Here is a 23,405-nt window from a genome sequence, read left to right on the forward strand (position 1 = left end):
CTCCATGCCATGCCACGGCTTCGTCGCTTTCCATCCGATTTGTTCAATAGCAATCTCAGAATGGCGAACAGCTAGGCAGCCATGACAGCGTCGTTTGAATCCATGTAGCTTGGGGGAGGCATGAGGTAGGGCAGTTACGCATGAACGTCATGAAAAAACAACATTAGCGGGGGAGAGTAAACTCAATGTTGATGTCTTTCCCCAAATAGTTTACTTGGAACCCTTGCGTGTCGTAAGCCATGACGGCTCCCATCACGTTCTCATCGCCATATTCTTCTTTGCCCAATAACTTTCTGATGTCGTCAGGACTTTCGCTATTGAGCACATTGCGAAAGATTCCCCTTGTCCGGTGGGCAAAACGGTTATTGATGAACAGCAGGTCGACTTTGCCGTCCTGAATCCGTACCCCGGCCATCGGACCAGTCGGTTTGCGTTGATCAAGCAGGAAGATGAAGGTGGCTTCCTGTTCGACTTTAATTCCAAGGGCCTTCCGATTTACCAGCGTCTCAAGGGTCTCAGCGGCCTTACCCTCGGGATCGCCGAGTTTGACACCAAAGAGGGACACCGTGCTGCTGGAAATAGTCTTCGACTCGGTAACGTCATGCTCGCTTAATTCATAGGGCTCAGCTCGAGCGAAGGAGGAGATGGACAGAAGGCTGATGAATACGGCGAGCATGAAATGATGCCGAGTCCTGTGCATGGTGTGGTCACTTTCTATCGTAGAGCCAGGTAGCCTATCTAACCTGTCGTCACGAGTTCGACTGAAAATACATCTTAAATAAATTGTAACGAATCATCGACCATGCCTGCAAGAAAGTCCCTTTTGGACTGTCTGCATCCCTACAGCTTCTGTGGGTCATGACGTAGGGCTTGTATCCAGCAACAGGCTTCCGAGGTGTCGAAGTCGAAGAAAGTATGGCTGACACTCGGCGTCGATCTCCTCAGTTAAGGTATCTAAGTCGTCCAAACAATCTTTCAGAATGGCACGTCGCTGAGGATCGAGATCGTCAGAGCCGTCGAGATAGAAGACGACACAACCACCAATCACGGTGTCGATGGTCATCAATGGTCCTTGATGGGGGCTTGAAAACTGTGGCCAGCCATCGGCGCAATGGACTTCCCACGCACTGAGAATGGCGTTACGATCCACGAGCGGTTCCTTATTCGATCAACCGGCTAGCAGACTGCGTGAAACATCATGTTGACCTCGGTAGCTGTCGCCGCTATCGAGGTGTGAGCCGACGCTGAACAGCCAGGCAGGATGCGTCAAAAATCCGTCCAGCAAGCCGCAGCAAGAGAAGAGGCAAATCGTACTCTGGGCCGTACGGTGAGCCTCTGAGCGAGATGAGAACGCCGCTGGCGGTTTTTCCTACATCCTGCTAGATGTTCAAACCCTAACGCAAGGAGAGGGCCAGGAGCAAGTCATACGTGAGGAGATGAAAGGGGCATCTGCAACCAATAGGATTGCTCAGGGATAGAGCCCTCGTTGGAGATGCGCTTGGGCAACCTGGTCAATCCCGCTCATGAGCGCTGCCATCCTCATGGAAACGCGACGATCGGTAGAGAACCGGAGGGTACGGTGAAAGGCAGAGGTAATGATGTCTTGCAGGCGATTCTGGATATCGGCTGCATTCCAGAAAAAGCGCTGCAGGTCTTGCACCCACTCAAAGTAGGAGACGATGACGCCCCCCGAATTGGCGAGAATATCCGGGATCACAAAAATACCCTTATCGGCCAGGATACGGTCGGCTTCCAGTGTCGTTGGACCGTTTGCACCCTCGGAAAGGATGCGACATTTGAGGCGATCGGCATTCTTGCCGGTGATTTGTTCCGACAGGGCGGCAGGCACAAGGACGGTGCAATCCACTTGAAGCAATTCCTCGTTCGTGATGGCGTCTCCAAGTTTGGTCTGATGCAGAGGTTGACGCGGGTCGCGTTGCATCAGCCGCATGATATCCAGTCCATTTGGATTGTAGATTCCACCAGAGACATCGCTGACTGCGATCACGCGTGCGCCATGTTGCTGCATGATACGAGCCGTGTGTGAACCAACATTGCCAAACCCCTGCACTGCTACGGTCGCAGCCTCAATGGGTAGCTTGAGATGGCGCAAAGCCTCCAATGTGACATACACCACACCTCGGCCGGTGGCTTCCTCACGGCCAAGACTCCCGCCAATAGAAAGCGGTTTGCCGGTTACGACTCCTGGAACCGCATAGCCGACCTGCTGGCTATAGGTATCCATCATCCAGGCCATGATCTGCGCATCGGTGCCGACATCAGGAGCCGGGACATCCTTGTCGGGCCCAATCAGCGGGAAAATTTCTGCAGCATACCGTCTGGTCAACCGCTGAAGTTCACCGAGTGAAAGGCTCTTGGGGTTCACCTGCACCCCGCCTTTTGCTCCGCCATAGGGAAGCCCGGCAAGGGCGCATTTCCATGTCATCCACATGGCAAGAGCGGCCACTTCTCCGAGACTCACATCCGGGTGGTACCGCACGCCCCCCTTCGAAGGCCCTCGCGAGGAATCATGTTGAACACGGTAACCGGTAAAGACCTCGACCTGTCCGTCGTCCATTCGAACCGGGAGACTGACCACGAGAGACCGTTGGGGAAGTTTCAGTCGCTCACGGAGGTTTGTATCAAGCCCCATGGCCTCCGCTGCTTGATCGAACTGGGCCACAGCTAAACGGAAGGTTGGGGTATCAAGCTCCTGCATAGGTCTCCTTCAAGGGCAATCCATCCACACGTGTAGACCGGTTTATCATTCCGCACTGGTTTCAGAAAGAGAAAACACTTCCGTGAAGGCTTGAGCCAGTACTTGCTTGACGGCATCAACTGAGATCGAAGTATGACGCAGAGCTGCCATTGATGTGACCAGACAGTCGGTCAGTCCACAGGGATGGATCCGATGAAATGGCCGCAGGTCGAGATCAGCGTTGATAGCCAAGCCATGCAAGGTGACTCCCCGCTCGATCCGAATTCCGATGAAGGCAATTTTCCGAGGTTCCGGGGTCATCACCCAAACACCCGGCTTGCCCTCGAGACGACAGCCAGTGATATCCCAGGAATGGAGTAACCGAATCACGACGTCTTCGAATAGTCGGACAAGCTGTTTCGGTCCTGCAGCATGCCGATCAACCTTGAGAATGGGGTACGCCACAACTTGTCCGGGACCGTGATACGTCACCGAGCCGCCACGATTCACCCGATGCAGCTCGGTGCCAGACTGACATAATGCCAGTTCATTTCCACCCCAATCAGATTGTCGGGTCCGTCGTCCCAGCGTATAGACGGGCTGGTGTTCCAGGATGAGAACAGTATCTGGTTGCAGGCCGAGAAGGCGCTCCTCGTGCAGGCGACATTGTAGGTCCCATCCTGTGAGATAGGGGACTGGTGCGGAGAAGAGACGAACCATGCCTCCCTGCATCAGGTGGTTATTCATCTGTGGAGTTCTCCCGGGAGGAGCATGGATCATACGGGCTAGACTCTACAGAAGATCGGTGCTCTGTTAAAAACCAAGCAGATCTACACAGATGTGGATGCTGGGCAGTGGCGGGAGATACGAGAATACCTAGCCTCCGCATAGTGGAGTCATTCTGGCATAACTCCCCATGCGGAGGGAAGGCAAGTTGTATCGGGAACGGAGCTACTCTAAAACCTCTCTTGGCCCCTTGCACATTCCAATGTCTACCTAATCGCCGCAAACAGTTCCTTAATCGCAGGGGTCTTCAGTTTCTTCAGCGCTTTCGCCTCGATCTGACGGATTCGCTCTCGTGTGACAGACAGGCTTTGTCCCACCTGTTCGAGGGTACTGCCTTCGTCATACCCGATGCCGAAACGTAGTCTGATCACCGTCTGTTCGCGAGGGGTGAGTATGGTCAAGATACGATCCAGTTGTTCCGTCAGCTCACTGCGATTCACATTGGCGTCTGGTGGAACGGCTTGGTGATCCGGAATGACATCGCCAAACTGGGTATCCCCATCACCGATGGGCGTCTCCAAGGCCACCGGTTCCTGGAAGGCCTGTACGGTCTCTCGCAGTCGCTCGGGGCGCATGCGGAGCACATGAGCGACTTCTTCCAAGCGGGCCGGCCGTCCCAGTTGCTGGCACAGTCTCCGCATCACTCGAAGAATGCGATGCGACGCTTCGGTTTGATGGACCGGAACGCGGATCGTTCGAGATTGGTCTGCAAGGGACCGAGTAATGCCTTGACGAATCCACCAGGTGGCGTAGGTGCTGAACTTGAACCCTTTTCGGTATTGGTACCGTTCCGCCGCTTTCATCAGCCCGATGTTGCCCTCTTGTACGAGATCCAGCAGGCTCAACCCTCGACCGGTGTAGTGCTTAGCGACATCGACGACCAACCGAAGATTGCACCGTACAAGCTCATCCTTGCCTTGTTCCAAAACTACTCGTGCAGTGCGTATTTCATCCAGAGCTGCCTCCAATGGCCTTACAATGGAAGCCGGGGGAGGAAGGCTCTGGCCAGAAGGATGCAGAACGGCATCCAACGTCCGCTCCGCACTGTCCAACGCGGTGGCAGACAGACCACTTAACCGTCGAACTGACTGGACCACCTTTGCGCTGTCCTCACAACCAGGAATCCGTCGAGCTTTGAGTAACGTTCTACCGGCTTGCCGTAACGCGGCTCGAATGCGTCTGGTGCCCTGGTCTACTCGCTTGGCAATCAGGATTTCCTCTTCACGCGACAGGAGTCCCCGCTCACCAAATGAACGGAAGTACAACGATTCTAGGAGAAATGGACTGGCCGCCTGACTCGTCCGCATGGCCGGTCTGGATTTCCCCTTCGAACCGGACGCGTCACCCTCGCCGCGACCGATTCGGCCCAACATTCCGCTTGCCCTGGCATCATCGGAATCAACATCGGAGGCAAACTTCTGCTGCACATCTATCTCGTCTTCGACTCGCAATTGTTCTTTCATGGTGTCACCCTTCCTATGAGGTTGCACATCCTCTTCCACTCGTTGGAGCCAAGATTGGCCAAGAAGATTCATCCAGGTTGAGCCCGTATTTAGTGGTTCAAAGAAGCAAAAGTGATGCTGGCTGGAAGATGAGAAATGAATGCGGGGATCAGCCCGATAAATCGAAAAGATTAATATGGCTTAATGAGAAGAATCAGACGCGACTGTCGCATGAATGCGGCATCTATGCGGAATTTACATCAGTCCTCTACCGAACCGCCACACTATTTCGACAAGAGACCCTTTATAAATGGGGCGAGTGTGTCGATGGGAATCGGAAAGATCGTCGTGGAATTTTTCTCTGCTGCGATTTCCACCAGCGTTTGGAGATACCGTAGTTGAAGCGCGGCTGGATTCTGCCCGATCACGTTGGCGGCCTCAGCAAGTTTCTGTGCGGCTTGAAACTCTCCTTCCGCATGGATAATTTTGGCACGGCGTTCCCGTTCGGCTTCGGCCTGTCTGGCGATGGCCCGTTGCATGTCTTGCGGAATATCGACGTTCTTCACCTCAACGGCCGCGACCTTCACTCCCCATGGTTCGGTCTGCTGATCGATGATTCGCTGTAGTTCGGCGTTGATGTCGTCACGCTTCGATAGCAAATCATCGAACTGGCTCTGCCCCAGCACGCTGCGCAAAGTGGTTTGGGCAGCCTGGGAAGTGGAGTACAGGTAGTCCTGAACCGCCAAGACCGCACGTTGCGGATCAACCACCCTGAGAAAAATAACGGCGTTCACCTTCACCGAGATATTGTCGCGCGTGATCACATCCTGCGAGGGAACCTCCATGGTGACGGTTTGGAGATTAACTCGAACCATCTGCTGCAGCCCGGGAATCACCAATCTAATCCCTGGGCCTTTGACTGTGTGGAATTTGCCAAGGACAAACACCACGAGCCGTTCATACTCCATGACGCGTTTAAAGCTTGCATAGAGCAAGAGGCCGAGCAAGACAGACGGGACCAGTAATGACATAACAGCTCCTTGTCTTCAGGCGGGTTATGGATGAGGTGGGGTTACGGTCAGGGTCAATCCCTCGACCGACGCCACCTCCACGGTCTCCCCTTGTCGGATCGGATGCTGACTGATCGCCTCCCAAAGTTCTCCATGGACCGTGATCTGGCCACGTGGGCTCAAGTCTGTCTTGGCGATTCCGACTGAACCAATCATTCCCTCTGTTCCGGTGACCGGTTTGCTCCGACCACTCTTGACGGCCATCCACACCACTGCTCCGATCAAGCCACCGGCGGTCAGGACCGTCGGCAAGAGGAATGTCAGGGATAGTTGCAGGTAGGGCGCATCACTTTTGATAAGTAAGAGGCCGCCCAGGGTTATTGCTGCCATGCCACCCAGGGCCAGTAGTCCATAGCTGGTGACTGAGATTTCGAGCAGCAGGAACACCACGCCGAGGATGGCAAGTAAGGCTCCAGCATAGTTCACGGGAAGCGATTGGAGCGAATAGAAGGCCAGAGTCAAACTGATGGCGCCGATGATTCCAGGCAGGATCGCTCTGGGACTGTAAAGCTCAGCGATGATCCCGATCGTCCCGATCGACATCAGGAGATAGGCGATGTTTGGGGCACTCAGGATCTTGAGCAGCTCGAGCCGTGTCCCCATCGGAAATTCATGAAGCGTCGCGCCGGCGGTTGAGAGTGTAAGTGAGCCGTTGGGAAGACTGACCTTTCTGCCGTTCAATTGTCTCAACAGAGCAGATATGTTCTCAGCAACAATGTCAATGATCTTGAGCGTAAGCGCTTCTTGCTCTGTGACAGAGACGCTTTTACGAACTGCCTCTTCGGCCCAGGAGACATTGCGCCCGCGTTGTTCCGCGATGCTTTTGATATAGGCCACGGCGTCGTTCTCTACCTTTTTTTTCATTGCACGGTCCATTTCACCGCCACCCATAGCGACGGGATGGGCGGCTCCGATATTGGTTCCTGGAGCCATTGCCGCGACATGCGCGGCTATCGTGATAAAGACGACGACAGAGGCAGCACGGCCTCCCGAAGGGGCGACGAATACGATGACGGGAGTGGTGGAGGCGGTCATATCTTTAATCATCAGGCGCATGGAGGCGTCTAACCCACCGGGCGTATCCAGTTTCAAGATGAGGGCTTGGGCACCGGAGGATTGGGCAAATGTGAGGGCATCGTGCAGATACTCCGCCGCAACGGGATTAATGACGCCTTCATAGGCTGCCACCACAATCTCAGCGCCATGAGCGGGACTTGGGGAAGGGATTGGACAGAGGGCGCACTTGGTTGCAAACCGAGGAAGGAACCACCTAGAATGCGCGCCATGTCTCAGCTTGCCAACGGCGACCGCATCCATCTCGTCGATCAAAAAAGACGGCAGTATGCCCTCACACTGAAGGCGGGAGAAACGTACCAATTCAGCGGGCAACGAATCGCCCATGATGCGCTCATCGGCCGCCCTGACGGGTCCATCGTGACGCTCTCCGGCGGGAAGAAGATGGTGGCGCTCAAACCGACCTTCGGCGACTATGTACTCAAGATGCCGAGAGGGGCTCAGGTCCTCTATCCCAAAGATCTTGCCATTATCCCGATGTGGGCGGATGTCTATCCTGGGGCTCGAGTGTTTGAGGCGGGAACTGGTTCAGGAGCCATGACGATGGCTCTCTTGCGTGCGGTGGGGCCAAGCGGTTTGGTCGTGACCTATGACATCCGAGAAGACTTCTCGCAGACGGCACAGACCAATATTGCTCGCTATATGAACCCCACCAACTTGCGCTGTTTGAGGAAAAGTGCCTATGAAGGCATCGACTTGCTGGAGGATCAGGTGCCGTTTGATCGGGTAGTGCTTGACCTGCCGGAACCATGGCAGGTGATCCCGCATGCCGTCAACGCTCTTCGATCCGGCGGCATCTATTTAAGTTTTGTCCCAACGATCCCGCAAGTGATGCAAACCGTCGAAGCGCTCGAACGAGCGACCGTGTTCGGGATGATAGAAACCTTTGAGACATTGCTGCGGACCTGGTCCATACAAGGCCGGAGTGTCAGGCCGGATCATCGTATGGTTGCCCATTCGGGATTCATTACCGTAGCGCGCAAGGTGGAGCCTGGGTTGCTGGGTCCAACGGCCAACAAATCCAGGTCCACCATCGAAGAGTCAGAAACTGTATCGGAGGAAGCGGAAGAGGAGCAGGAAACATGAGCAGGTTAGAAGGCAAGGTGGCCGTCGTAACCGGGGGGAACGCTGGGATCGGTGAGGCCATCGCAAAACGATTTGCCGACGAGGGCGCATCGATTGTCATCACCGGGCGTCGGCAACAAGAGTTGGACCGTGTCGCCAGCGTGATCCGATTAAATAAGGCTAAAGTACTCGGGGTGGCCGGATCCGTGACTGATGAGAGTCATGTACAGGATGTGGTTCGTCGGACTCTAGACAGTTTTGGGCGGATCGACGTGCTGGTCAATAATGCGGGAGTCGGAGATTTTGGGAAGCGTCTCCATGAAACTGACGATGCGACATGGGCCAAAGTGTTGGATATCAACTTGACCGGAGTGTTTCGCATGACGCGAGCGGTCCTTCCTCATATGCAGAGGCAAGGACGAGGTGCGATCGTGAATATCTCGTCAGTCGCCAGTCTCGTCGGGCTTTCCGGATTGGCTGCCTATACGGCATCCAAAGGTGCTCTTGATGCGCTGACGCGTGCCCTAGCCATTGAGTATGCGAAGGAAGGCATCCGTTGCAATGTGGTGAACCCCGGTCTGATTCATACACCGATGGCAGCTTCCTTGCTGGCAGACCCAGAGAGACTACAGCCCATTCTCGCGCAGTACGCGATTCGGCGAGTCGGGACGCCTGAAGAAGTGGCGAATATGGTGCTGTATCTTGCGTCGGACGAGGCCGCGTGGGTTACCGGAGGAACGTTTCCTATTGACGGGGGCATGACCGTCAACAAAAGTTAACGGTTTCCTGGGCTAACAGCGCAGGCGCTCAGAGTGAATCACCCAATGGATATCGATACGAAGACGCAGTTTTGTGGTGTGATCGGAAAGCCGGTTGGCCATTCGCTGTCTCCAGCTATTCACAATGCGGCATTTAGAGCCCTAGGGCTCAACTTTGTCTATCTCGCGTGGCAGGTGGATACCGTCGGCGATGCCGTTAAAGGGCTTCGTGCTCTGGGGAATTTCCGTGGGGCAAGCGTGACGATTCCTCACAAAGTCGCGGCGATGCAGTTCCTTGACCATGTGGAGGCTACAGCCAAGCGGATTGGTGCGATCAATACCATTGTGGCCGATAAGGGGGAACTGTCCGGGTATAACACCGATGCAACCGGTGCATTGCGGGCGCTACGTGAAGGCGGAGTTGAGCTGAAGGGACGTCGCATTGTGGTGCTTGGCTCTGGAGGGGCCGCGCGGGCGATTGCTGTTGCGCTGGCTGCTGACTCTGGCGTGGAGAACTTGACGTTGCTGGGCATTGAGGATTCGGAGCGAACTCGCTTGGCTCAAGATATTCGTTCTGTGGGAGTGGCTACGGTAGAGGATTCTCATCTAGATGAGGCCGCCCTTCGCCGGATTCTCCCTGACTCGCATGTCCTGATTCATTGCACCCCAGTCGGGATGTCTCCTAAATCCGATTCGACGTGTGTTCCAGCCTCGCTGTTGCACTCGGGACTTGCGGTTATGGATATCGTCTATAACCCACGGGAGACGCAGCTGCTGAAAGATGCCAAATTCGCTGGGTGCAAGACGATTCCAGGGTTAGAGATGTTTCTCAATCAGGCCGTTACACAATTTGAACTCTGGACCAATCAAGCCGCTCCGGTTGCAGTGATGCGGACTGTCTTGGAGTCTCATTTTCAATGAACGTCGTGTTGATCGGCTATCGTGGAACGGGGAAGAGCACGGTCGGGAAGATTGTGGCGGCCCGCCTCGGTCGAGAACTGCTCTCCACCGATACCGAGATTGTGAAGTTGGCGGGGCAAACCATTCCCCAGATCGTTGCACAACATGGGTGGGAGTACTTTCGTGACCTTGAAAGCAAGATTTGTCAGGATCTGGCCAGCAAGGCTGGGGTGGTGATCGACACTGGCGGGGGTGCTATCCTTCGACCACAAAATGTCGAGGTGCTAAAACAAACCGGGAGGCTATTTTGGCTAACTGCCTCAGTTGAAGCCATTGCGAAGCGGATTGGGTCCGATACGCAACGGCCTTCGCTTACCGGGACCAAGTCGTTTGTGGATGAGATTCAGGATGTGCTACGGGAGCGTCTGCCGAAGTACCAAGCTGCCGCTGATGAGACGATTGAGACGGGGGGAAAGTCCGTCCTGCAAGTTGCGGATGAGATTCTCGCGCGGTGGTAGTGGGTCCATCTGCTTCTCTCAACCTTGACAAGTCTTGCCTGAACATGATTCATGTTGAGTCTGGTTGCGCCCGTAGCTCAGTTGGATAGAGCGCCGGGCTTCGAACCCGTAGGTCGCAGGTTCAATTCCTGCCGGGCGCACCATAGATTCAATGAGTTAGCAGAATCTTCCACCCCGACATAGCTTCCTGGTTGCGCGGGGGATGCGGATCCGATCCCATTCCAGATTCGACTACCAGGTTCACCGAGTCAATTCACTACCTGCCGATTGGTTCCAGGGATCAGGTGTCAGTACAGTTTCGTCCATTACCTAGTGCTGTACGGAGTTATCCGCTCCTCAAACCGTCCATCTCTGAAAACTCACGGCTTTCTCTAGGGGTTCATAACTGGTCAGAGGTACGCTCGTTCCGAGAGGGCAGGTTTTCAGCCTTTATAGCCACTCCATAGCTAGGGCCTGTTAACGCTACCGCAAGCCTTCGACGATTAATGCGAAATTGATGAACGCAAGAAACATGACATCGAGTTTGTCAACCCGCGAGAAGAGGCGCCGAAATCCCTTCAGTCGGCGGAACAACCGTTCGATCTCATTGCGATGCGTATACAGCACGCGATCGTACTCCCAGGGGGCGCGTCGATTCTGTTTGGGCGGCACCACCGGCACATACCCGAGTTCCACGGCCAGGTGCCGTGTCTCATCGCCTTCATACGCCCGATCCAGCAACAAGGGGGTCGGGCAGGGCCGTTTCCCGAAGCGCTGTAGCAGCTTGCGTCCCTCCGGGGCATCGTGGGCCTGCCCTGGAGATAGGGCACACGTCAAGGCCGTTCGAGCATCCGCGGCAACCAGATGAATCGTGGTGGGCCACCCACCGCGGGATCGGCCAAGGGCTTGCGGGCCGTTTTTTTAAGGCCCCCGTGCCATCCGGATGGACCTTGACGATCGTACTGTCCAACGCCACGGCTTCAAGCTTCACGCGGAGGATCTGCGCCTGTTGCAACTGGGTAAAGATGCGCTCCAGTACCCCGTTTTTCGACCACCGGTTCAGGCGCGTATAGATCGTGTGCCAGTTCCCGAACTGCTTGGGGAGCCCGCGCCATTTGCCGCCGTGTTCGGCAACGTACAAGATGGCAGTGAGAACCTGCAGATTGTTGAGCGTGACGTTGCCACGCTGGGTCGGCAAGCATCGCTCGATATGACGATACTGAGCCTCGGTGAGTTCCATGGGCGCAGTATCGCAGAACCATGTCAGTAGTGTTAACAGGTCCTAGTTCAGTAAAGCGAGTTCGAGGGATTTCACCGAAGTCGTAAAAGGGACAATGGCAGTCAAGTGGTAAGGATCCGCCTTCCTCCCCCCCCCCTCTTTAGACGTAACTCCTTCAGATCTGGACGGGATCCTCCTCCCTGGTACAGTTCTCCTAGGCCGGATGTGACCACCAAACAGGAGGGAGCTGCGATGAACTGCACACGTTGCCAAGGATTGATGCTGAAAGAGCACATGATTGATATGGAGGGGGCGTATGGTGAAATGTGGAGTATGAGCACTCGCTGTATCAATTGTGGCCATCGGGATGATGCCGTCATTCAGCACCACCGTCAGTTATCTGCCAAACTAGTGATGGAGACGATGCCTGCTCTCGAGCCGTTTAACCTGGACTGGGCCTCAGAGGAAATGGAGTCGTTGGCAGCCTAATGAAGCCGGCGTGTGAATTGCGAGTTGCAAAACCGAAAGGGATACGGTGATGACACCACGCACGATTCTGGTGATCGAGGATGATACATCGGTGCGGGTGTTGCTGTCGCAAATCCTTGAGGATGCCGGGTATCAAACCTACGAGGCCGCCAATGGTCGAGAGGGGCTTGAGCAGTTCCGTGCAAAACCCATGGATCTGGTCATTACGGACTTGGAGATGCCTGAAATGAATGGGTTGGACCTAATCTTGGAATTGACCCGCGCATTCTTGAATGTAAAGGTCATTGCCATGAGCGGACGCTCTCCAGATGAACTGCAGACGGCCAGACTTCTGGGGGCACGGCAGACCTTTACGAAGCCATTGGATCTTTCCACGGTACTTCGCGCTGTGCAGTATGAATTGCTGCATTAGTTACCGTATGGGCCAGAGTCTGGTTCCCAGTCGCGACCACAGATTTTCTCACTCATGTCTCAGTGAGCAGATCAGAATCAGAGAGGAAGCCGAATCTTGCATGGCGCATAAGCGTAATGGTTGGTCTATTGCCTGTGGCTGTTGCCCCGAGGTAGCAGCGTAGGGAAATCTTGCCTTGATTTTCTCTCGTTTGCCTGTGTAACGTCCGATCAGGGGCGCTTTTCAGCACTGATGCTGTCAGCTACATTATCGAATAATGTCAGATGGATGGTGAATTTCTGCTGACGTACCAAGTGGTTCCAAGATCCTGCAGCGCTTACAATGGGTTGTGGGTATATTGAAGTTAGTCACAATAGGAAGCGGCATGGACCACGCCCTAAGCATGATCTACACTTAACGGGGGACAGGGTAATCCCGTGGACTGGTTTTACCGATATAGCAGTCAGAAAACGCGGGCAGCTATAGGCGCTGGTCAGCATGTGAGGCAAGTGTGGACTCGGCAATGTCCTTGTTGTGGGCGATCACTTCAGAAAGTCGATCCAATGAGTCCATGGGTCTGTGTCTGTGGATGGCGCAGTTGATGCATCGAGCAAGAGGAGGGACGTGGTATGATCCCTGTTTTGCACGACATGAGAGCGGTATTTTTCCTGGTAGTTGCTCTGGCCATGCTGTTGTTTATCTGCGCGCTCGCCGGAGTGGGAGCCGTCTTGCAACCTGTCCGCTGGGCTGATCGTAACGGCTCTCGCTGAGTACGGCGATGGTCTGTCGGTATAGCTGATTGCGTCGACTGATCCGTGTGCGCCCCGTTAATCGAATGGTTTCTTCTCTCCTGTCTATCCCATTTCGACTCGTTTAGAGAGATCATTCCCTACCGACCCGATGATCCGGCCGGATATAAAAAATTGTTAGGCATCCTGTTGGTAATCGGCTAAACTGCTGTTACTGCATCGCTTTATCATCATTGATGTAAGCTGTACTTGCCGCAAGGGTGAGGGCGCATTCTGAGGTTATTTCTGCGTCAAGTGGCGGTGAATGGGCGACGGGGCTGAATTGTGGGCTTAGGAGACCATAAAGAGGAGAAAGGCTATGACCAGATTCGTGGTGAAGTTGGGAGTGGTAGTGGCCGTGGGATTTCTTTTCTTATCGAACCAGGGCTGTAGCAAGAAGTGGGTGCAGTCCGAGAGCGAAGGGGGATCCGGAAGCACCAGTTCAAAGACTCCAACCATTTCCGGTGGAAGCTCAAACGGAGAGCTCAAGGGGTTCTCTCGCAATCCTGGTGAGGAACGCCTCTCGTCAGGCGGACAAGGTGGACATCCAACGAGTCTAAATCCGTCAGGCCTCGGGGGGCGGCAGCAAGCGGAGTTAACGAAAGAAGAACGATCTGCTGTCGAAGCTGGGTTGCAGGATGTATTCTTTGGGTATGATCAATGGACAATATCCGAAACAGGCATGGAGGCGCTCAATCTCAATGCACACTATCTGAAAGATCATCCTGGGGCAGTGCTCAAGATCGAGGGCCATTGTGATGAACGAGGGACGAGCGATTACAATATGGTTCTCGGCGACAAACGTGCCAAAGCGGCTCGCAATTATCTACAGGAAGCAGGGGTCAGTCCCAATCAGCTCGCGATCGTGTCGTATGGGAAGGAACGGCCGTTCTGCAGCGAACGACAAGAGTCCTGCTACCAGCAAAATCGACGGGGACATATGTTGTTATCGACGAAGTAAGAAATGGTTTCTGGCAGCGACTATCAAGGCGTACCTCGATCCTAATGGTCGTGCGGCTCGATGAGGAGTCGTCGGTGGTGAAAAAGCTGAGCACATTCTTCAAATCAAAAGACGTTGAATCGACCCCGGAGCAGCCGGGGCCGGATGAGCGTCGAGTTCAACCGCGGTTCACCGCCCAGTTTCGCAGCACGTTTTTCGGGAACAAACAGGAAGGGCAGGGGCGAACGGTAGATATTTCTGCTGGGGGCTGTAAGATTGAAAGCGATATAAAGGTGGAGCAAGGCGAGAAATTCGAATGCCGTCTTCACATCCCAGGTCTTGATTGGCCGTTACGGGTAGACGAAGCAATTGTGCGGTGGGTTGGGGCGAATAGCTTCGGACTCGCATTTTCGCGCATGGCCCCAGACGAGTTGGTCAAGCTGACATCGGTGCTCACCGATCTCGAACAGGAAGAGTAATCTCCCTCGTTTCATTGGTTTGTACATCCTATCCACGTCCGTTCCCACAAGTGGTTTGTCTCTTCGCGACTTCCGCATGGTTGACACAGCCACCATAACTGTCAGAAAGTACGAAGTCATGCGATGCTTGAGGCGCAGGATATCGTGTAGGCTACTGGAGAAAGGAGTTGAGAGTGGAACAGCGGTATGCAATCACTGTGAAGTTTGTGGTCGATGCTGATTCAGCGGAAGACGCGGAGGAAATGGTTGAGACGGCCTGTGAGAAAGCATCGGCTTCGTTCCCAGAAATGAGCTACGAAGGGATCGAGGATATCGAGGAAGAAGAGGATTAGCTGCGCTCTATCTCCTGAAAGAATCCCGCACACCATTCGACTGAATCACACCATGGGCGACGAACTATCATCGAGCTTACCAGGTAAGGATATCGCCATCCTCGCGGGTGGCTGTTTTTGGTGTCTTGAGGCTGTCTATGACCAGGTGCAAGGTGTAGAGGCGGTCGAATCCGGATACCTCGGTGGAGCCATGGACAATCCGACATACGAAGCGGTATGTGGGGGACAGACCGGTCATGCCGAAGCCGTGCGCATCACATTCAATCCGGCAGTGATCTCGTATCAAGAACTTCTCAACATCTTTTTTGTGGTTCACGATCCCACCACGCTCAATCGACAGGGCAACGATATCGGCACGCAATACCGTTCGGCGATCTTCTATCGTAGCCCGGCCCAGCGAGAGACGGCTGAGCGGGTTATCAAGACCGTGACAGCTGAAAGTTTACATAGGGCTCCTATCGTGACGCAGGTTATTGCGGCGACACGATGGTATGAGGCAGAACCCTACCACCAGGGGTATTTTGCCCGAAACCCGCTTCAGGGGTACTGCCAATTCGTGGTGGGACCAAAAGTGGCGAAGTTTCGCAAGCAATTTGCCGCGAGGCTCAAGACCTAACTCCAACGATTCTATTTCCTACTCGCCGAACCATTTCAGCAGCGTATCCCTCACCGTTCCCAATACTGCCGGTTTTTGAAAGACTTGATGAAGGGTGAGCCGTACTTCGGCATGCACCGGACAAAACGGCCATTCTGGGGCCGGGCTCCCCTGTACTTCTGCTTTGATAAAACCATCTGGGTCACCTGTTGAACTCTCGAGCACGATCAATGGACTGTTGGGATCGAGTAAACAGGTCTCATCGGGTTGAGGGGGCAGGGACGCAATCGGCTTGGTGAGATGCGCGCGCTGTTGGCCGTCCGAAAAGACGGTGTCGCCTATCCGAATAGGGCCGGCCGGAGCGAATGAATACAAGATGATGGGAGCAAGCAGAATGATCAGCATCGCGATCCCGATTGACCACAGAGGCGGTTCAGTCGGGCTCTGGTCTTCGTGTGCCATGCGTGGCTAGATCGTAGCGGATTTAACAAGGGCGTAACAACTCCGTAGCATCATCTTAACGTTCATCATCTATATCCACCCTCGGTTCAGGAGATGATTAACTGAGGGAGGTCGATGAATGAAGAGATGGGGGTTGGTAAGTGTCTTGTGTGCGATGAGTTTCGGAATGATCTTCACGGCTACTGTAGCCCAGGCGAATGTTGAAGATCTCCTGTATGAGAAGGGCCAGATTACGAAGGAGGAATGGCTCAAGCTGAAAGCTGAGCATGAGCGAGACGACGCGATCATTGCAGAGAAGGCGGCGATCAAGAAGTGGTTTGACAAGATCAGCATCCGCGGGTATGTGCAAGCCCGCTACACCTACCTGCCCGGAGATAAATCCATCCGGAGCGAGTACGATAACACTATTCGGGATAATACCGGCTTTGCCTTCCGCCGTGTCCGCCTCGTTTTTTCAGGCGATATCACGGATTGGCTCTCGTTCTACATCCAGCCGGATTTTTCCGGTGCGGTGCCTGGTACGACAGGAGATGGGAGCAATAACTTTGCCCAACTGCGCGATGCTTATGCCGATATCTTTATGCCAATACCCTTCCTGTTCTTTGAGGAAAAAGAATTGCGTGTTCGTGTCGGGCAATCAAAGGTCCCGTTTGGGTTTGAAAATCTGCAGTCCAGTCAAAATCGACTTACGTTCGACCGAGCTGATGGTCTCAATAGTGCGGTGAATGGTGAGCGCGATCTTGGAATGTTTATCTATTACACGCCGAAGGAGACCAGAAAACTCTTCAAAAAGCTGGTCGACTCTGGACTCAAGGGGTCCGGGGATTACGGAATGTTAGGTGTCGGGGTTTACAATGGTCAGACGATCAATATCAATGATCGCAATGACAATAAACACGTCGTCCTGCATGCCACCTATCCGATGGAATTGCCTTATGGGCAGATTATTCAGTTCGGCGTGGATGCATACCGGGGAACGTTCAATGTCGGTGCGACGACGCCGTTGACCACAGGTGGTCCCGCAATTGGTCGGGAAAATAACGGAAACATTCTGGACGAGCGAGTCGGTGTACATTTTATCCTCTTTCCGCAGCCAATCGGATTCCAAGCTGAGTGGAATTGGGGCAATGGTCCTCAATTGAACGCAACGCGAACACGAGTAGAGGAGGGGGACATTCAAGGTGGCTATGTACAGGGAATGTATAAGTGGGACGTGAATAAACCCTGGTTGACTAGCCTGATCCCCTACGTGCGGTACCAGGAATACAGCGGTGGAAAGAAGCACCGGACCAATTCACCCTTCAATGTCGTTCGGGAGTGGGAAATCGGAATGGAGTGGCAAATCGCGAAATCGTTAGAGTTCACGATCGCCTATGCGCGGAGCAGACGCACGGACACCCAGACTGCGCCCTATAATATTCGCGAAGGCGACATTGTCCGGACCCAGCTACAATATAACTTTTAGTGAGAAGAAGGGGCAGGCTGGGGCTTGCCCCTTCAAGGAAAAGCAGAATTCAGTCTCGATGCCCTTGATGTAACACGCATGTAACACTCACGTAATCTGAGCGCAATAAGACTGGAATAGAGTATTGGAAGCTAGAGGTGCGTGATCATGAAAGGACTGGCTATGAAAATATCGACCACCAGGTCTGGACTCTCCTGTTTCGTCCTGTTTGGAGCCCTTGTTTCGGCTATCCCGTCGGTCTATGCCGATGACGCGATCGTGTTGGACCCGGCCTTAAAAGGCTATGTGAAAGTCACTGGGGTAACCGGCAATGTTAATAGTATTGGTTCAGATACGCTCAACAATCTGATGACGCTCTGGGCGGAAGGATTTCGCAAACAGTATCCAAATGTGAAGATTCAAATAGAAGGTAAGGGTTCCAGCACCGCGCCACCGGCTTTGATTGAAGGCACGGCCCAGCTTGGACCAATGTCCCGAGCCATGAAAAGCACGGAGGTCGATTCCTTCGAGAGGAAATTCAGATACAAACCGACGGCTTTCCCGGTGGCCATCGATGCGTTGGCAGTGTATGTCAATAAGGATAATTCTGTCCAAGGACTCACGATGGCGCAAGTGGATGCGATCTTTTCCAAGACTCGTCGATTTGGGGCGCAGCAGAACATTGAGCGGTGGGGGCAACTAGGAATTACCGGCGAAGTAGCGGCCTCACCGATCAGCATTTATGGTCGTAATTCAGCATCCGGCACCTATGGGTTCTTTAAAGAGTTTGCTTTAAAAAATGGGGATTACAAGGATGAAGTCAAGGAACAGCCAGGGTCAGCATCTGTCGTGCAAGGCATTACAGAAGATCAAGCTGGCATTGGGTATAGCGGGATCGGCTACCTGACCTCCGGTGTTCGGGTTCTTCCGCTAGCCGAAAAAGAGGGAGCGCCCTTTGTGGCTCCCACACAGACCAATGCAATGAATGGGTCCTATCCCCTGTGGCGCCATCTGTTGGTCTACGTCAACAAGGCGCCAAATAAACCGCTTGATCCGCTTGTGAAGGAATTCATCAAGTTTATTTATAGCAAGGAAGGGCAAGCCGTCGTCATTAAGGATGGGTTTTTCCCCCTTCCACAGTCTGTGATCGAAAAAGAGTTGCCAAAAGTCGAATAATTTGGGAGTCGGCTGTCGGAGTGGATCGAAGGGATCATGATTACGCTCGATCTTGTGAGACGTGCAAGGTTGGAATGTTGAAAAGACAAGCTAAGGTCAGCGCATGAATGTGCCGCCGCTCACGCCAGTACCGGTGCCGCAAGGAGAGTCCTCTCCAGGCCGGGGCCCCATGTCGGCCCCGGCCCTTCTGGAGGAGCTTTTTACCCGCCGCCAAATCAGGTCACTGACTGACGGAGTCACCCGCTTGATCATCAAGACGGGCGGGGTCAGCATTATCCTCTGCATTCTCGGGATGTGTGTCTTTCTTGTGAAGGAAGTCATCCCGCTTTTCCTTCCGACCCAGGCAACTCTGAGCGAGCCGGTTACCCTTTCTCCGATCAAGCATCCAGTAACCTCAGCTCTCATCGGTATTGACGAACATCAAGAGCTTGCCTATGTGCTACGGGATGACTCCTTGGAGTTTGTCTTCCTCGGGGAAGGCATGGCTGCCATCTCCAAGGTGCCATCGCGTGGGTTACTTCCGGATGGAACGGTTACCGCATTAGCACGAGCCTTAGGGAAGGGGCACAGTCTTGCCCTCGCTACGGGAGATAGTCGCATCATCCCCGTCACAATCGAATTTACGCAGGACTTTCACGACCAAGAACGGTCGATCGCTCCATCAGTCAAAATGGGGACTCCCATTACTGCGGCACCGACTCCACAGGCCGTTACCAAACTCGCCTATCAGAGCACGGAGTCCGAAGCACGTGTTGTTGCGCTACTGCAAGATCAACATCTCTGGCTGACCATCAGCCACAGCGTCTCTCGCCCAGATGGAACAACCTCTGCGTTGACCACGCAGGTTGATCTGACACCCAACATCTCCGGTCGGGTAACGGCGCTCGCGCTTGCAAGCCGGGCAGAGCTTCTTGCTGTCGGCACGGCGGACGGCAGGGTCTACCATTTTGATCTTCGGGATGTTACCAAGCCTCTTCTTGCTGAGACGACACAGGCATCCGGACAAGACCAGGCTATTACCGCGCTGGCATATCTGATGGGGGACCGGAGTCTCGTGGTTGGTGATGCGGCCGGGCAGGTAGTCGTCTGGATGCCTGTGCGGGAGCATCCAGGAACAAACCAGACCAAGATGACGGCGGTCCATCGGTTCACTTCTCATCTAAGTGCCGTGACGGATATCACGATCTCACAACGTGATAAGGGATTCATCACCACGGATGCAGAAGGAGAAATTCGGCTGCACCACTCGACGTCTGCACAGACGCTACTCACGTTGGCTCCTAAACAGGGGGCGCTGCGCAGTACCTATTTTTCGCCTAAGGCTGATGGCCTGGTCAGTGTGAGCGAAAATAATCACTTGCTCCATTATCATATTGCGAATCCATATCCGGAAATCACCCTAGCGACCTTGTTTTCTCCAGTAATGTACGAGGGCTATGAACGACCGGAACTGGTATGGCAATCCTCCAGTGGTTCAGACGACTTCGAGGCCAAGTTTAGCTTGACACCGTTGATCTTTGGGACAGTGAAGGGTACATTTTATGCGGTTCTTCTCGCGGTGCCGTTGGCAGTATTAGCCGCCATCTACACTTCCATGTTCATGCATCCGGATTATCGAGCCAAGATCAAGCCGATCATTGAAATCATGGCAGCGCTTCCAACGGTGGTCCTTGGATTCCTGGCAGGGCTCTGGTTCGCGCCGGTGCTCGAGCGGAACTTTCCCGCCATGACAGGGATGGTCTTGGTGACTCCCTTTGCCGTTGCCATTTCCGCCGGACTCTTTCTCATGCTGCCCGCGTCCCTTCGGCATCGAATTCGGCCTGGCGTCGAAGCATTTCTCATGATGCCTGTCATCATCGCGGTGGTTGGAGGATGTTTGGCGACGAATGGCTGGTGGGAGTCTTTCCTGTTTGATGGCCATTATAAGCCGTGGCTTCAGGCCCACCTGGGCCTGAATTATGATCAGCGCAATGCCATTGTCGTTGGTGTTGCCATGGGGTTCGCTATCATTCCCATCATCTACAGTATTTCGGAAGAGGCGCTAACCAATGTTCCCAAGAATCTGATCGCTGGCTCCTTGGCGCTTGGGGCGACGCGCTGGCAAACACTGATTTATCTCGTCCTCATCTCAGCCAGTCCGGGAATTTTTTCGGCCCTTATGATTGGACTCGGTCGAGCGGTTGGAGAGACCATGATTGTCCTGATGGCGACAGGGAATACTCCGATCATGGACTGGAGCTTGTTCAACGGCTTTCGAACGCTTTCTGCGAATATTGCTGTGGAAATTCCTGAGGCACCGCACGGAGGTACCCTGTACCGCACACTCTTTCTTGCGGGATTGCTCCTCTTTATCGCAACCTTTCTACTCAACACAGTCGCGGAGCTTGTTCGACAGCGGCTTAGGGAGAAGTATAGTCAGTTCTAGACATAGAAGTGGTCAAAAGATGCGAGTCGAGATGAGTCAAAAGAAGCCAGGTGTCGTGCGTAGATCCGGCCTTGCCGGTGAACGAGTGATTCAATGAAACAGTGGGTCAGACAATTCATGGCAAGCGGGGAGCTCTTCATTTGGGGCTGTGGGGCAGGGTTGTCTTTATCGCTTCTGATGATCGGAGGACTCCTTGCTCTTATCCTTATGAACGGATTCGGGTATTTCTGGCCGGCTGACTTGATCGAATTGACCCTCAAGGACGGCAAACATGTGATCGGTCAATTGGCTGGAGAGGAAATCGGTCCTAAAGGGATTCCCCGTATCAGAGTGAAGATCGGGAATCGGGATCTGTATGGATTAGACTATCGATGGATCAATACCGATCAGATCACCGAGCGAGGTCAGCCATCTGATCTCGTCATGGTGGAGCGGTGTGAATGGGGGAATTTCTATGGACGTCTCCTGACGATTACCAAGGAAGACCAGTCCGTAGCTGAAGGGGCGGAAGCGGTTTGGCAGTCACTTCCGGCTCTGATTCGGCAGGCGGAAGGAAGTGAAGTAGAGAGTCTCTACACAGTACTCGTGGCCGATGCCAATGGGAGAGAAAAGTCCATCGGACTGAGCCAAGTTGTGCGGGTCTTACGCCCCAACAATCTCTCAACGTGGGAAAAGCTGTGGGTCTACGGCGGCAACGTCTGGATGATCTTGACCACGGAACCACGAGAGGCCAACACGGAGGGCGGAATCTTCCCGGCCATTTTCGGCACCGTGATGATGGTACTGATCATGAGCCTCATAGTGACCCCATTCGGCGTGATCGGGGCCTTGTATCTCAGAGAATATGCCCGCCAGGGTGTCATCGTGAGGACCGTCCGCATTGCCGTCAACAATCTCGCCGGAGTTCCTTCCATCGTCTTCGGGGTATTCGGGTTAGGGTTTTTCGTGTACGGTGTCGGTGGGACGATCGACGCGCTGTGGTTTTCCGACCGGCTGCCGACTCCGACCTTCGGCACTGGAGGTATTCTCTGGGCCTCTCTCACATTGGCGCTTTTAACCGTTCCCGTCGTGATTGTCGCGACGGAGGAGGGGCTGGCGGCTGTGCCACGGGAGTACCGCGAGGGGTCGATTGGCTTGGGTGCAACCAAATGGGAAACCATATGGAAAGTCGTGCTTCCCACCGCGCTTCCTGGAATCCTGACCGGGTTGATCCTTGCCATGGCCCGTGCGGCAGGAGAGGTCGCTCCCTTGATGTTGACCGGTGTGGTGAAACTGGCGCCGGCCCTGCCGATCGACTGGGTATGGCCGTTTTTGCATTTAGACCGGAAGTTCATGCACTTGGGGTTTCATATCTATGACGTGGGGTTTCAATCGCCGAACGTCGAAGCGGCCAAGCCCATGGTCTATGTGACGACGTTGGTGTTGATTCTCGTTGTGGTGGCGCTGAATTTGACCGGAATCGTCTTGCGCAATCGGATGAGGAGGAAATATGCTGGATCAGCAGTATGATGTGGAGTCCAGTGTCCGGACTATTCCCCCGGCTGTTTCCTCATTGGAGATCGAGAGCATGGACTATCCTGATTCTACCCTACAGTCTCAGCCCGGCATTTCGGGCAAACCGAAGCTCCGGGTAGAGGGCTTTAACTTTTATTATGGCCTCGTCCAAGCCCTGTTTAAAGTCGACATGGAGATTCCTGAACACCAAGTGACGGCGTTTATTGGGCCGTCCGGATGCGGGAAGTCCACGTTGCTCCGATGCATGAACCGATTGAACGATCTGATCGAAGGGGCGCGGCATGAAGGGAATATCCTTATCGATAACATGGATATTTTTAACCCGCTTATCGATATTACCGACCTTCGAAAGCGGGTGGGAATGGTCTTTCAAAAATCCAATCCCTTCCCTAAATCGATCCATGAAAATGTCGCATACGGGCCACGCTTGCAAGGTTTGAAGAACAGGGCGGTGTTGGACGAGATCGTCGAGCGCAGTCTCCGAGGGGCAGGCCTCTGGGAAGAGGTGAAGGACCGGCTCCACAAGAGTGCACTCGGGCTGTCCGGCGGTCAGCAGCAACGACTCTGTATCGCACGGGCGCTCGCCGTCAAACCGGATGTTCTCCTGATGGATGAGCCCTGTTCGGCGCTCGATCCGATCGCTACAGGGATCATTGAAGAACTACTGTTTTCGCTGAAGAAGGAGTTGACCGTCGTCATCGTGACGCACAATATGCAACAGGCTGCTCGAGTATCCGATTGTACTGCCTTCATGTATCTTGGCCGACTGATCGAGTTCGGTCGTACCAAGCAGTTATTCACGAATCCGTCGAACAAACAGACCGAAGACTATATCACCGGACGATTCGGGTGAGGCTATG

Annotated in this window: 25 protein-coding genes and 1 tRNA gene; 17 read left to right on the forward strand and 9 right to left on the reverse strand. The window is 54.1% G+C overall.

The window, feature by feature from the left end; translation table 11 throughout:
* Window positions 1–163 precede the first annotated feature (163 nt).
* From COMA1_RS06975 to COMA1_RS07005, 7 genes are all read right to left on the reverse strand, one after another.
* The gene (locus COMA1_RS06975; RefSeq protein ID WP_141654245.1) at window positions 164–700 is read right to left on the reverse strand and encodes a hypothetical protein; all 537 of its coding nucleotides are present in this window, start codon (window positions 698–700) and stop codon (window positions 164–166) included.
* Window positions 701–856: 156 nt separating this feature from the next.
* The gene (locus COMA1_RS06980) at window positions 857–1,150 is read right to left on the reverse strand and encodes a hypothetical protein (protein WP_090745722.1); all 294 of its coding nucleotides are present in this window, start codon (window positions 1,148–1,150) and stop codon (window positions 857–859) included.
* 318 nt (window positions 1,151–1,468) lie between these two features.
* Complete coding sequence (locus COMA1_RS06985; protein WP_090745725.1) at window positions 1,469–2,719, reverse strand: Glu/Leu/Phe/Val family dehydrogenase; 1,251 nt, start codon at window positions 2,717–2,719, stop codon at window positions 1,469–1,471.
* Between the two features lie 45 nt (window positions 2,720–2,764).
* Window positions 2,765–3,445: a lipoyl(octanoyl) transferase LipB gene (gene lipB / locus COMA1_RS06990; RefSeq protein ID WP_176697901.1), complete on the reverse strand. Its 681-nt coding sequence runs from the start codon at window positions 3,443–3,445 to the stop codon at window positions 2,765–2,767.
* Window positions 3,446–3,690: 245 nt separating this feature from the next.
* Complete coding sequence (locus tag COMA1_RS06995; protein ID WP_176697902.1) at window positions 3,691–4,947, reverse strand: sigma-70 family RNA polymerase sigma factor; 1,257 nt, start codon at window positions 4,945–4,947, stop codon at window positions 3,691–3,693.
* Window positions 4,948–5,210: 263 nt separating this feature from the next.
* Window positions 5,211–5,957, reverse strand: a complete 747-nt coding sequence (locus tag COMA1_RS07000) for a slipin family protein (RefSeq protein WP_090745735.1) — start codon at window positions 5,955–5,957, stop codon at window positions 5,211–5,213.
* A 24-nt stretch (window positions 5,958–5,981) separates the two neighbouring features.
* Window positions 5,982–7,184 carry an NfeD family protein gene (locus COMA1_RS07005; RefSeq protein ID WP_176697903.1) on the reverse strand — a complete coding sequence of 401 codons (1,203 nt, stop codon included), beginning with the start codon at window positions 7,182–7,184 and terminating at the stop codon, window positions 5,982–5,984.
* Between the two features lie 87 nt (window positions 7,185–7,271).
* Between COMA1_RS07005 and COMA1_RS07010 the strand changes: the two genes are divergently transcribed.
* The 5 genes from COMA1_RS07010 to COMA1_RS07030 all read left to right on the forward strand — a co-directional run bounded on the left by COMA1_RS07010 (window position 7,272) and on the right by COMA1_RS07030 (window position 10,454).
* Complete coding sequence (locus tag COMA1_RS07010; RefSeq protein WP_245630885.1) at window positions 7,272–8,156, forward strand: tRNA (adenine-N1)-methyltransferase; 885 nt, start codon at window positions 7,272–7,274, stop codon at window positions 8,154–8,156.
* Window positions 8,153–8,914 (forward strand): SDR family NAD(P)-dependent oxidoreductase, encoded by a 762-nt coding sequence (locus tag COMA1_RS07015; protein WP_090745741.1) that lies wholly within the window; start codon window positions 8,153–8,155, stop codon window positions 8,912–8,914. The genes COMA1_RS07010 and COMA1_RS07015 overlap by 4 nt, the downstream gene beginning before the upstream one ends.
* Before the next feature lie 45 nt (window positions 8,915–8,959).
* Complete coding sequence (locus COMA1_RS07020; RefSeq protein WP_090745744.1) at window positions 8,960–9,814, forward strand: shikimate dehydrogenase; 855 nt, start codon at window positions 8,960–8,962, stop codon at window positions 9,812–9,814.
* Window positions 9,811–10,311, forward strand: a complete 501-nt coding sequence (locus COMA1_RS07025) for a shikimate kinase (RefSeq protein WP_090745747.1) — start codon at window positions 9,811–9,813, stop codon at window positions 10,309–10,311. The genes COMA1_RS07020 and COMA1_RS07025 overlap by 4 nt, the downstream gene beginning before the upstream one ends.
* A 66-nt stretch (window positions 10,312–10,377) precedes the next feature.
* A tRNA-Arg gene (locus tag COMA1_RS07030) sits at window positions 10,378–10,454 on the forward strand.
* A gap of 319 nt (window positions 10,455–10,773) precedes the next feature.
* On the opposite strand, the gene COMA1_RS07035 is transcribed toward COMA1_RS07030, so the two are convergent.
* Window positions 10,774–11,530 (reverse strand): IS5 family transposase gene (locus COMA1_RS07035; RefSeq protein ID WP_090745750.1). Its coding sequence is split into 2 segments (ribosomal slippage): window positions 10,774–11,212 and window positions 11,211–11,530, totalling 759 coding nucleotides; the frame shifts between segments, so codons are not numbered across the junction.
* A gap of 231 nt (window positions 11,531–11,761) precedes the next feature.
* On the opposite strand from COMA1_RS07035, the gene COMA1_RS07040 reads away from it, so the two are divergent.
* The 7 genes from COMA1_RS07040 to msrA all read left to right on the forward strand — a co-directional run bounded on the left by COMA1_RS07040 (window position 11,762) and on the right by msrA (window position 15,544).
* Window positions 11,762–11,998 carry a hypothetical protein gene (locus tag COMA1_RS07040; protein WP_090745754.1) on the forward strand — a complete coding sequence of 79 codons (237 nt, stop codon included), beginning with the start codon at window positions 11,762–11,764 and terminating at the stop codon, window positions 11,996–11,998.
* A gap of 49 nt (window positions 11,999–12,047) precedes the next feature.
* A complete protein-coding gene (locus COMA1_RS07045) occupies window positions 12,048–12,410 on the forward strand; it encodes a response regulator (RefSeq protein WP_090745758.1) in 363 nt (120 codons plus the stop codon).
* Window positions 12,411–13,018: 608 nt separating this feature from the next.
* Entirely contained in the window at window positions 13,019–13,159 is a 141-nt protein-coding gene (locus COMA1_RS21030; RefSeq protein ID WP_176697904.1) for a hypothetical protein, read from the forward strand.
* Window positions 13,160–13,496: 337 nt separating this feature from the next.
* Window positions 13,497–14,138 (forward strand): OmpA family protein, encoded by a 642-nt coding sequence (locus tag COMA1_RS07050; protein ID WP_090745762.1) that lies wholly within the window; start codon window positions 13,497–13,499, stop codon window positions 14,136–14,138.
* Window positions 14,139–14,215: 77 nt separating this feature from the next.
* Window positions 14,216–14,596, forward strand: coding sequence for a PilZ domain-containing protein (locus COMA1_RS07055; protein ID WP_176697905.1), 381 nt, complete (start codon window positions 14,216–14,218; stop codon window positions 14,594–14,596).
* 173 nt (window positions 14,597–14,769) lie between these two features.
* Window positions 14,770–14,928, forward strand: a complete 159-nt coding sequence (locus COMA1_RS21035) for a hypothetical protein (protein ID WP_176697906.1) — start codon at window positions 14,770–14,772, stop codon at window positions 14,926–14,928.
* Window positions 14,929–14,980: 52 nt separating this feature from the next.
* Window positions 14,981–15,544, forward strand: coding sequence for a peptide-methionine (S)-S-oxide reductase MsrA (gene msrA / locus COMA1_RS07060; protein ID WP_090745768.1), 564 nt, complete (start codon window positions 14,981–14,983; stop codon window positions 15,542–15,544).
* A gap of 18 nt (window positions 15,545–15,562) precedes the next feature.
* Here msrA and COMA1_RS07065 read toward each other — a convergent pair whose 3' ends face one another.
* Entirely contained in the window at window positions 15,563–15,985 is a 423-nt protein-coding gene (locus tag COMA1_RS07065; RefSeq protein ID WP_090745772.1) for a hypothetical protein, read from the reverse strand.
* A gap of 166 nt (window positions 15,986–16,151) precedes the next feature.
* Between COMA1_RS07065 and COMA1_RS07070 the strand changes: the two genes are divergently transcribed.
* The 5 genes from COMA1_RS07070 (at window position 16,152) to pstB (ending at window position 23,398) form a co-directional block, all read left to right on the forward strand.
* Entirely contained in the window at window positions 16,152–17,450 is a 1,299-nt protein-coding gene (locus tag COMA1_RS07070; RefSeq protein WP_090745775.1) for a porin, read from the forward strand.
* Between the two features lie 162 nt (window positions 17,451–17,612).
* Window positions 17,613–18,605, forward strand: a complete 993-nt coding sequence (locus COMA1_RS07075; protein ID WP_090745778.1) for a PstS family phosphate ABC transporter substrate-binding protein — start codon at window positions 17,613–17,615, stop codon at window positions 18,603–18,605.
* A 103-nt stretch (window positions 18,606–18,708) separates the two neighbouring features.
* Window positions 18,709–21,030: an ABC transporter permease subunit gene (locus tag COMA1_RS07080; protein WP_090745781.1), complete on the forward strand. Its 2,322-nt coding sequence runs from the start codon at window positions 18,709–18,711 to the stop codon at window positions 21,028–21,030.
* A gap of 93 nt (window positions 21,031–21,123) precedes the next feature.
* On the forward strand, window positions 21,124–22,539 hold the full coding sequence (gene pstA / locus COMA1_RS07085; RefSeq protein WP_090745784.1) for a phosphate ABC transporter permease PstA: 1,416 nt from the start codon (window positions 21,124–21,126) through the stop codon (window positions 22,537–22,539).
* A gap of 58 nt (window positions 22,540–22,597) precedes the next feature.
* Complete coding sequence (gene pstB, locus COMA1_RS07090; RefSeq protein ID WP_090746894.1) at window positions 22,598–23,398, forward strand: phosphate ABC transporter ATP-binding protein PstB; 801 nt, start codon at window positions 22,598–22,600, stop codon at window positions 23,396–23,398.
* Window positions 23,399–23,405: the final 7 nt, after the last annotated feature.

The organism is Candidatus Nitrospira nitrosa, from assembly GCF_001458735.1.
GTDB classification, from domain to species: domain Bacteria; phylum Nitrospirota; class Nitrospiria; order Nitrospirales; family Nitrospiraceae; genus Nitrospira_D; species Nitrospira_D nitrosa.

What these genes read in the sequence shown, in the direction of transcription:
- COMA1_RS06975 (WP_141654245.1), bottom strand. Translation starts at nt 700, where the DNA reads ATGCACAGGACTCGGCATCATTTCATGCTCGCCGTATTCATCAGCCTT.
- COMA1_RS06985 (WP_090745725.1), bottom strand. Translation starts at nt 2,719, where the DNA reads ATGCAGGAGCTTGATACCCCAACCTTCCGTTTAGCTGTGGCCCAGTTC.
- lipB (WP_176697901.1), bottom strand. Translation starts at nt 3,445, where the DNA reads ATGAATAACCACCTGATGCAGGGAGGCATGGTTCGTCTCTTCTCCGCA.
- COMA1_RS06995 (WP_176697902.1), bottom strand. Translation starts at nt 4,947, where the DNA reads ATGAAAGAACAATTGCGAGTCGAAGACGAGATAGATGTGCAGCAGAAG.
- COMA1_RS07000 (WP_090745735.1), bottom strand. Translation starts at nt 5,957, where the DNA reads ATGTCATTACTGGTCCCGTCTGTCTTGCTCGGCCTCTTGCTCTATGCA.
- COMA1_RS07010 (WP_245630885.1), top strand. Translation starts at nt 7,272, where the DNA reads ATGCGCGCCATGTCTCAGCTTGCCAACGGCGACCGCATCCATCTCGTC.
- COMA1_RS07015 (WP_090745741.1), top strand. Translation starts at nt 8,153, where the DNA reads ATGAGCAGGTTAGAAGGCAAGGTGGCCGTCGTAACCGGGGGGAACGCT.
- COMA1_RS07020 (WP_090745744.1), top strand. Translation starts at nt 8,960, where the DNA reads ATGGATATCGATACGAAGACGCAGTTTTGTGGTGTGATCGGAAAGCCG.
- COMA1_RS07025 (WP_090745747.1), top strand. Translation starts at nt 9,811, where the DNA reads ATGAACGTCGTGTTGATCGGCTATCGTGGAACGGGGAAGAGCACGGTC.
- COMA1_RS07040 (WP_090745754.1), top strand. Translation starts at nt 11,762, where the DNA reads ATGAACTGCACACGTTGCCAAGGATTGATGCTGAAAGAGCACATGATT.
- COMA1_RS07045 (WP_090745758.1), top strand. Translation starts at nt 12,048, where the DNA reads ATGACACCACGCACGATTCTGGTGATCGAGGATGATACATCGGTGCGG.
- COMA1_RS21030 (WP_176697904.1), top strand. Translation starts at nt 13,019, where the DNA reads ATGATCCCTGTTTTGCACGACATGAGAGCGGTATTTTTCCTGGTAGTT.
- COMA1_RS07050 (WP_090745762.1), top strand. Translation starts at nt 13,497, where the DNA reads ATGACCAGATTCGTGGTGAAGTTGGGAGTGGTAGTGGCCGTGGGATTT.
- msrA (WP_090745768.1), top strand. Translation starts at nt 14,981, where the DNA reads ATGGGCGACGAACTATCATCGAGCTTACCAGGTAAGGATATCGCCATC.
- COMA1_RS07065 (WP_090745772.1), bottom strand. Translation starts at nt 15,985, where the DNA reads ATGGCACACGAAGACCAGAGCCCGACTGAACCGCCTCTGTGGTCAATC.
- COMA1_RS07070 (WP_090745775.1), top strand. Translation starts at nt 16,152, where the DNA reads ATGATCTTCACGGCTACTGTAGCCCAGGCGAATGTTGAAGATCTCCTG.
- COMA1_RS07075 (WP_090745778.1), top strand. Translation starts at nt 17,613, where the DNA reads ATGAAAATATCGACCACCAGGTCTGGACTCTCCTGTTTCGTCCTGTTT.
- COMA1_RS07080 (WP_090745781.1), top strand. Translation starts at nt 18,709, where the DNA reads ATGAATGTGCCGCCGCTCACGCCAGTACCGGTGCCGCAAGGAGAGTCC.
- pstA (WP_090745784.1), top strand. Translation starts at nt 21,124, where the DNA reads ATGAAACAGTGGGTCAGACAATTCATGGCAAGCGGGGAGCTCTTCATT.
- pstB (WP_090746894.1), top strand. Translation starts at nt 22,598, where the DNA reads ATGGACTATCCTGATTCTACCCTACAGTCTCAGCCCGGCATTTCGGGC.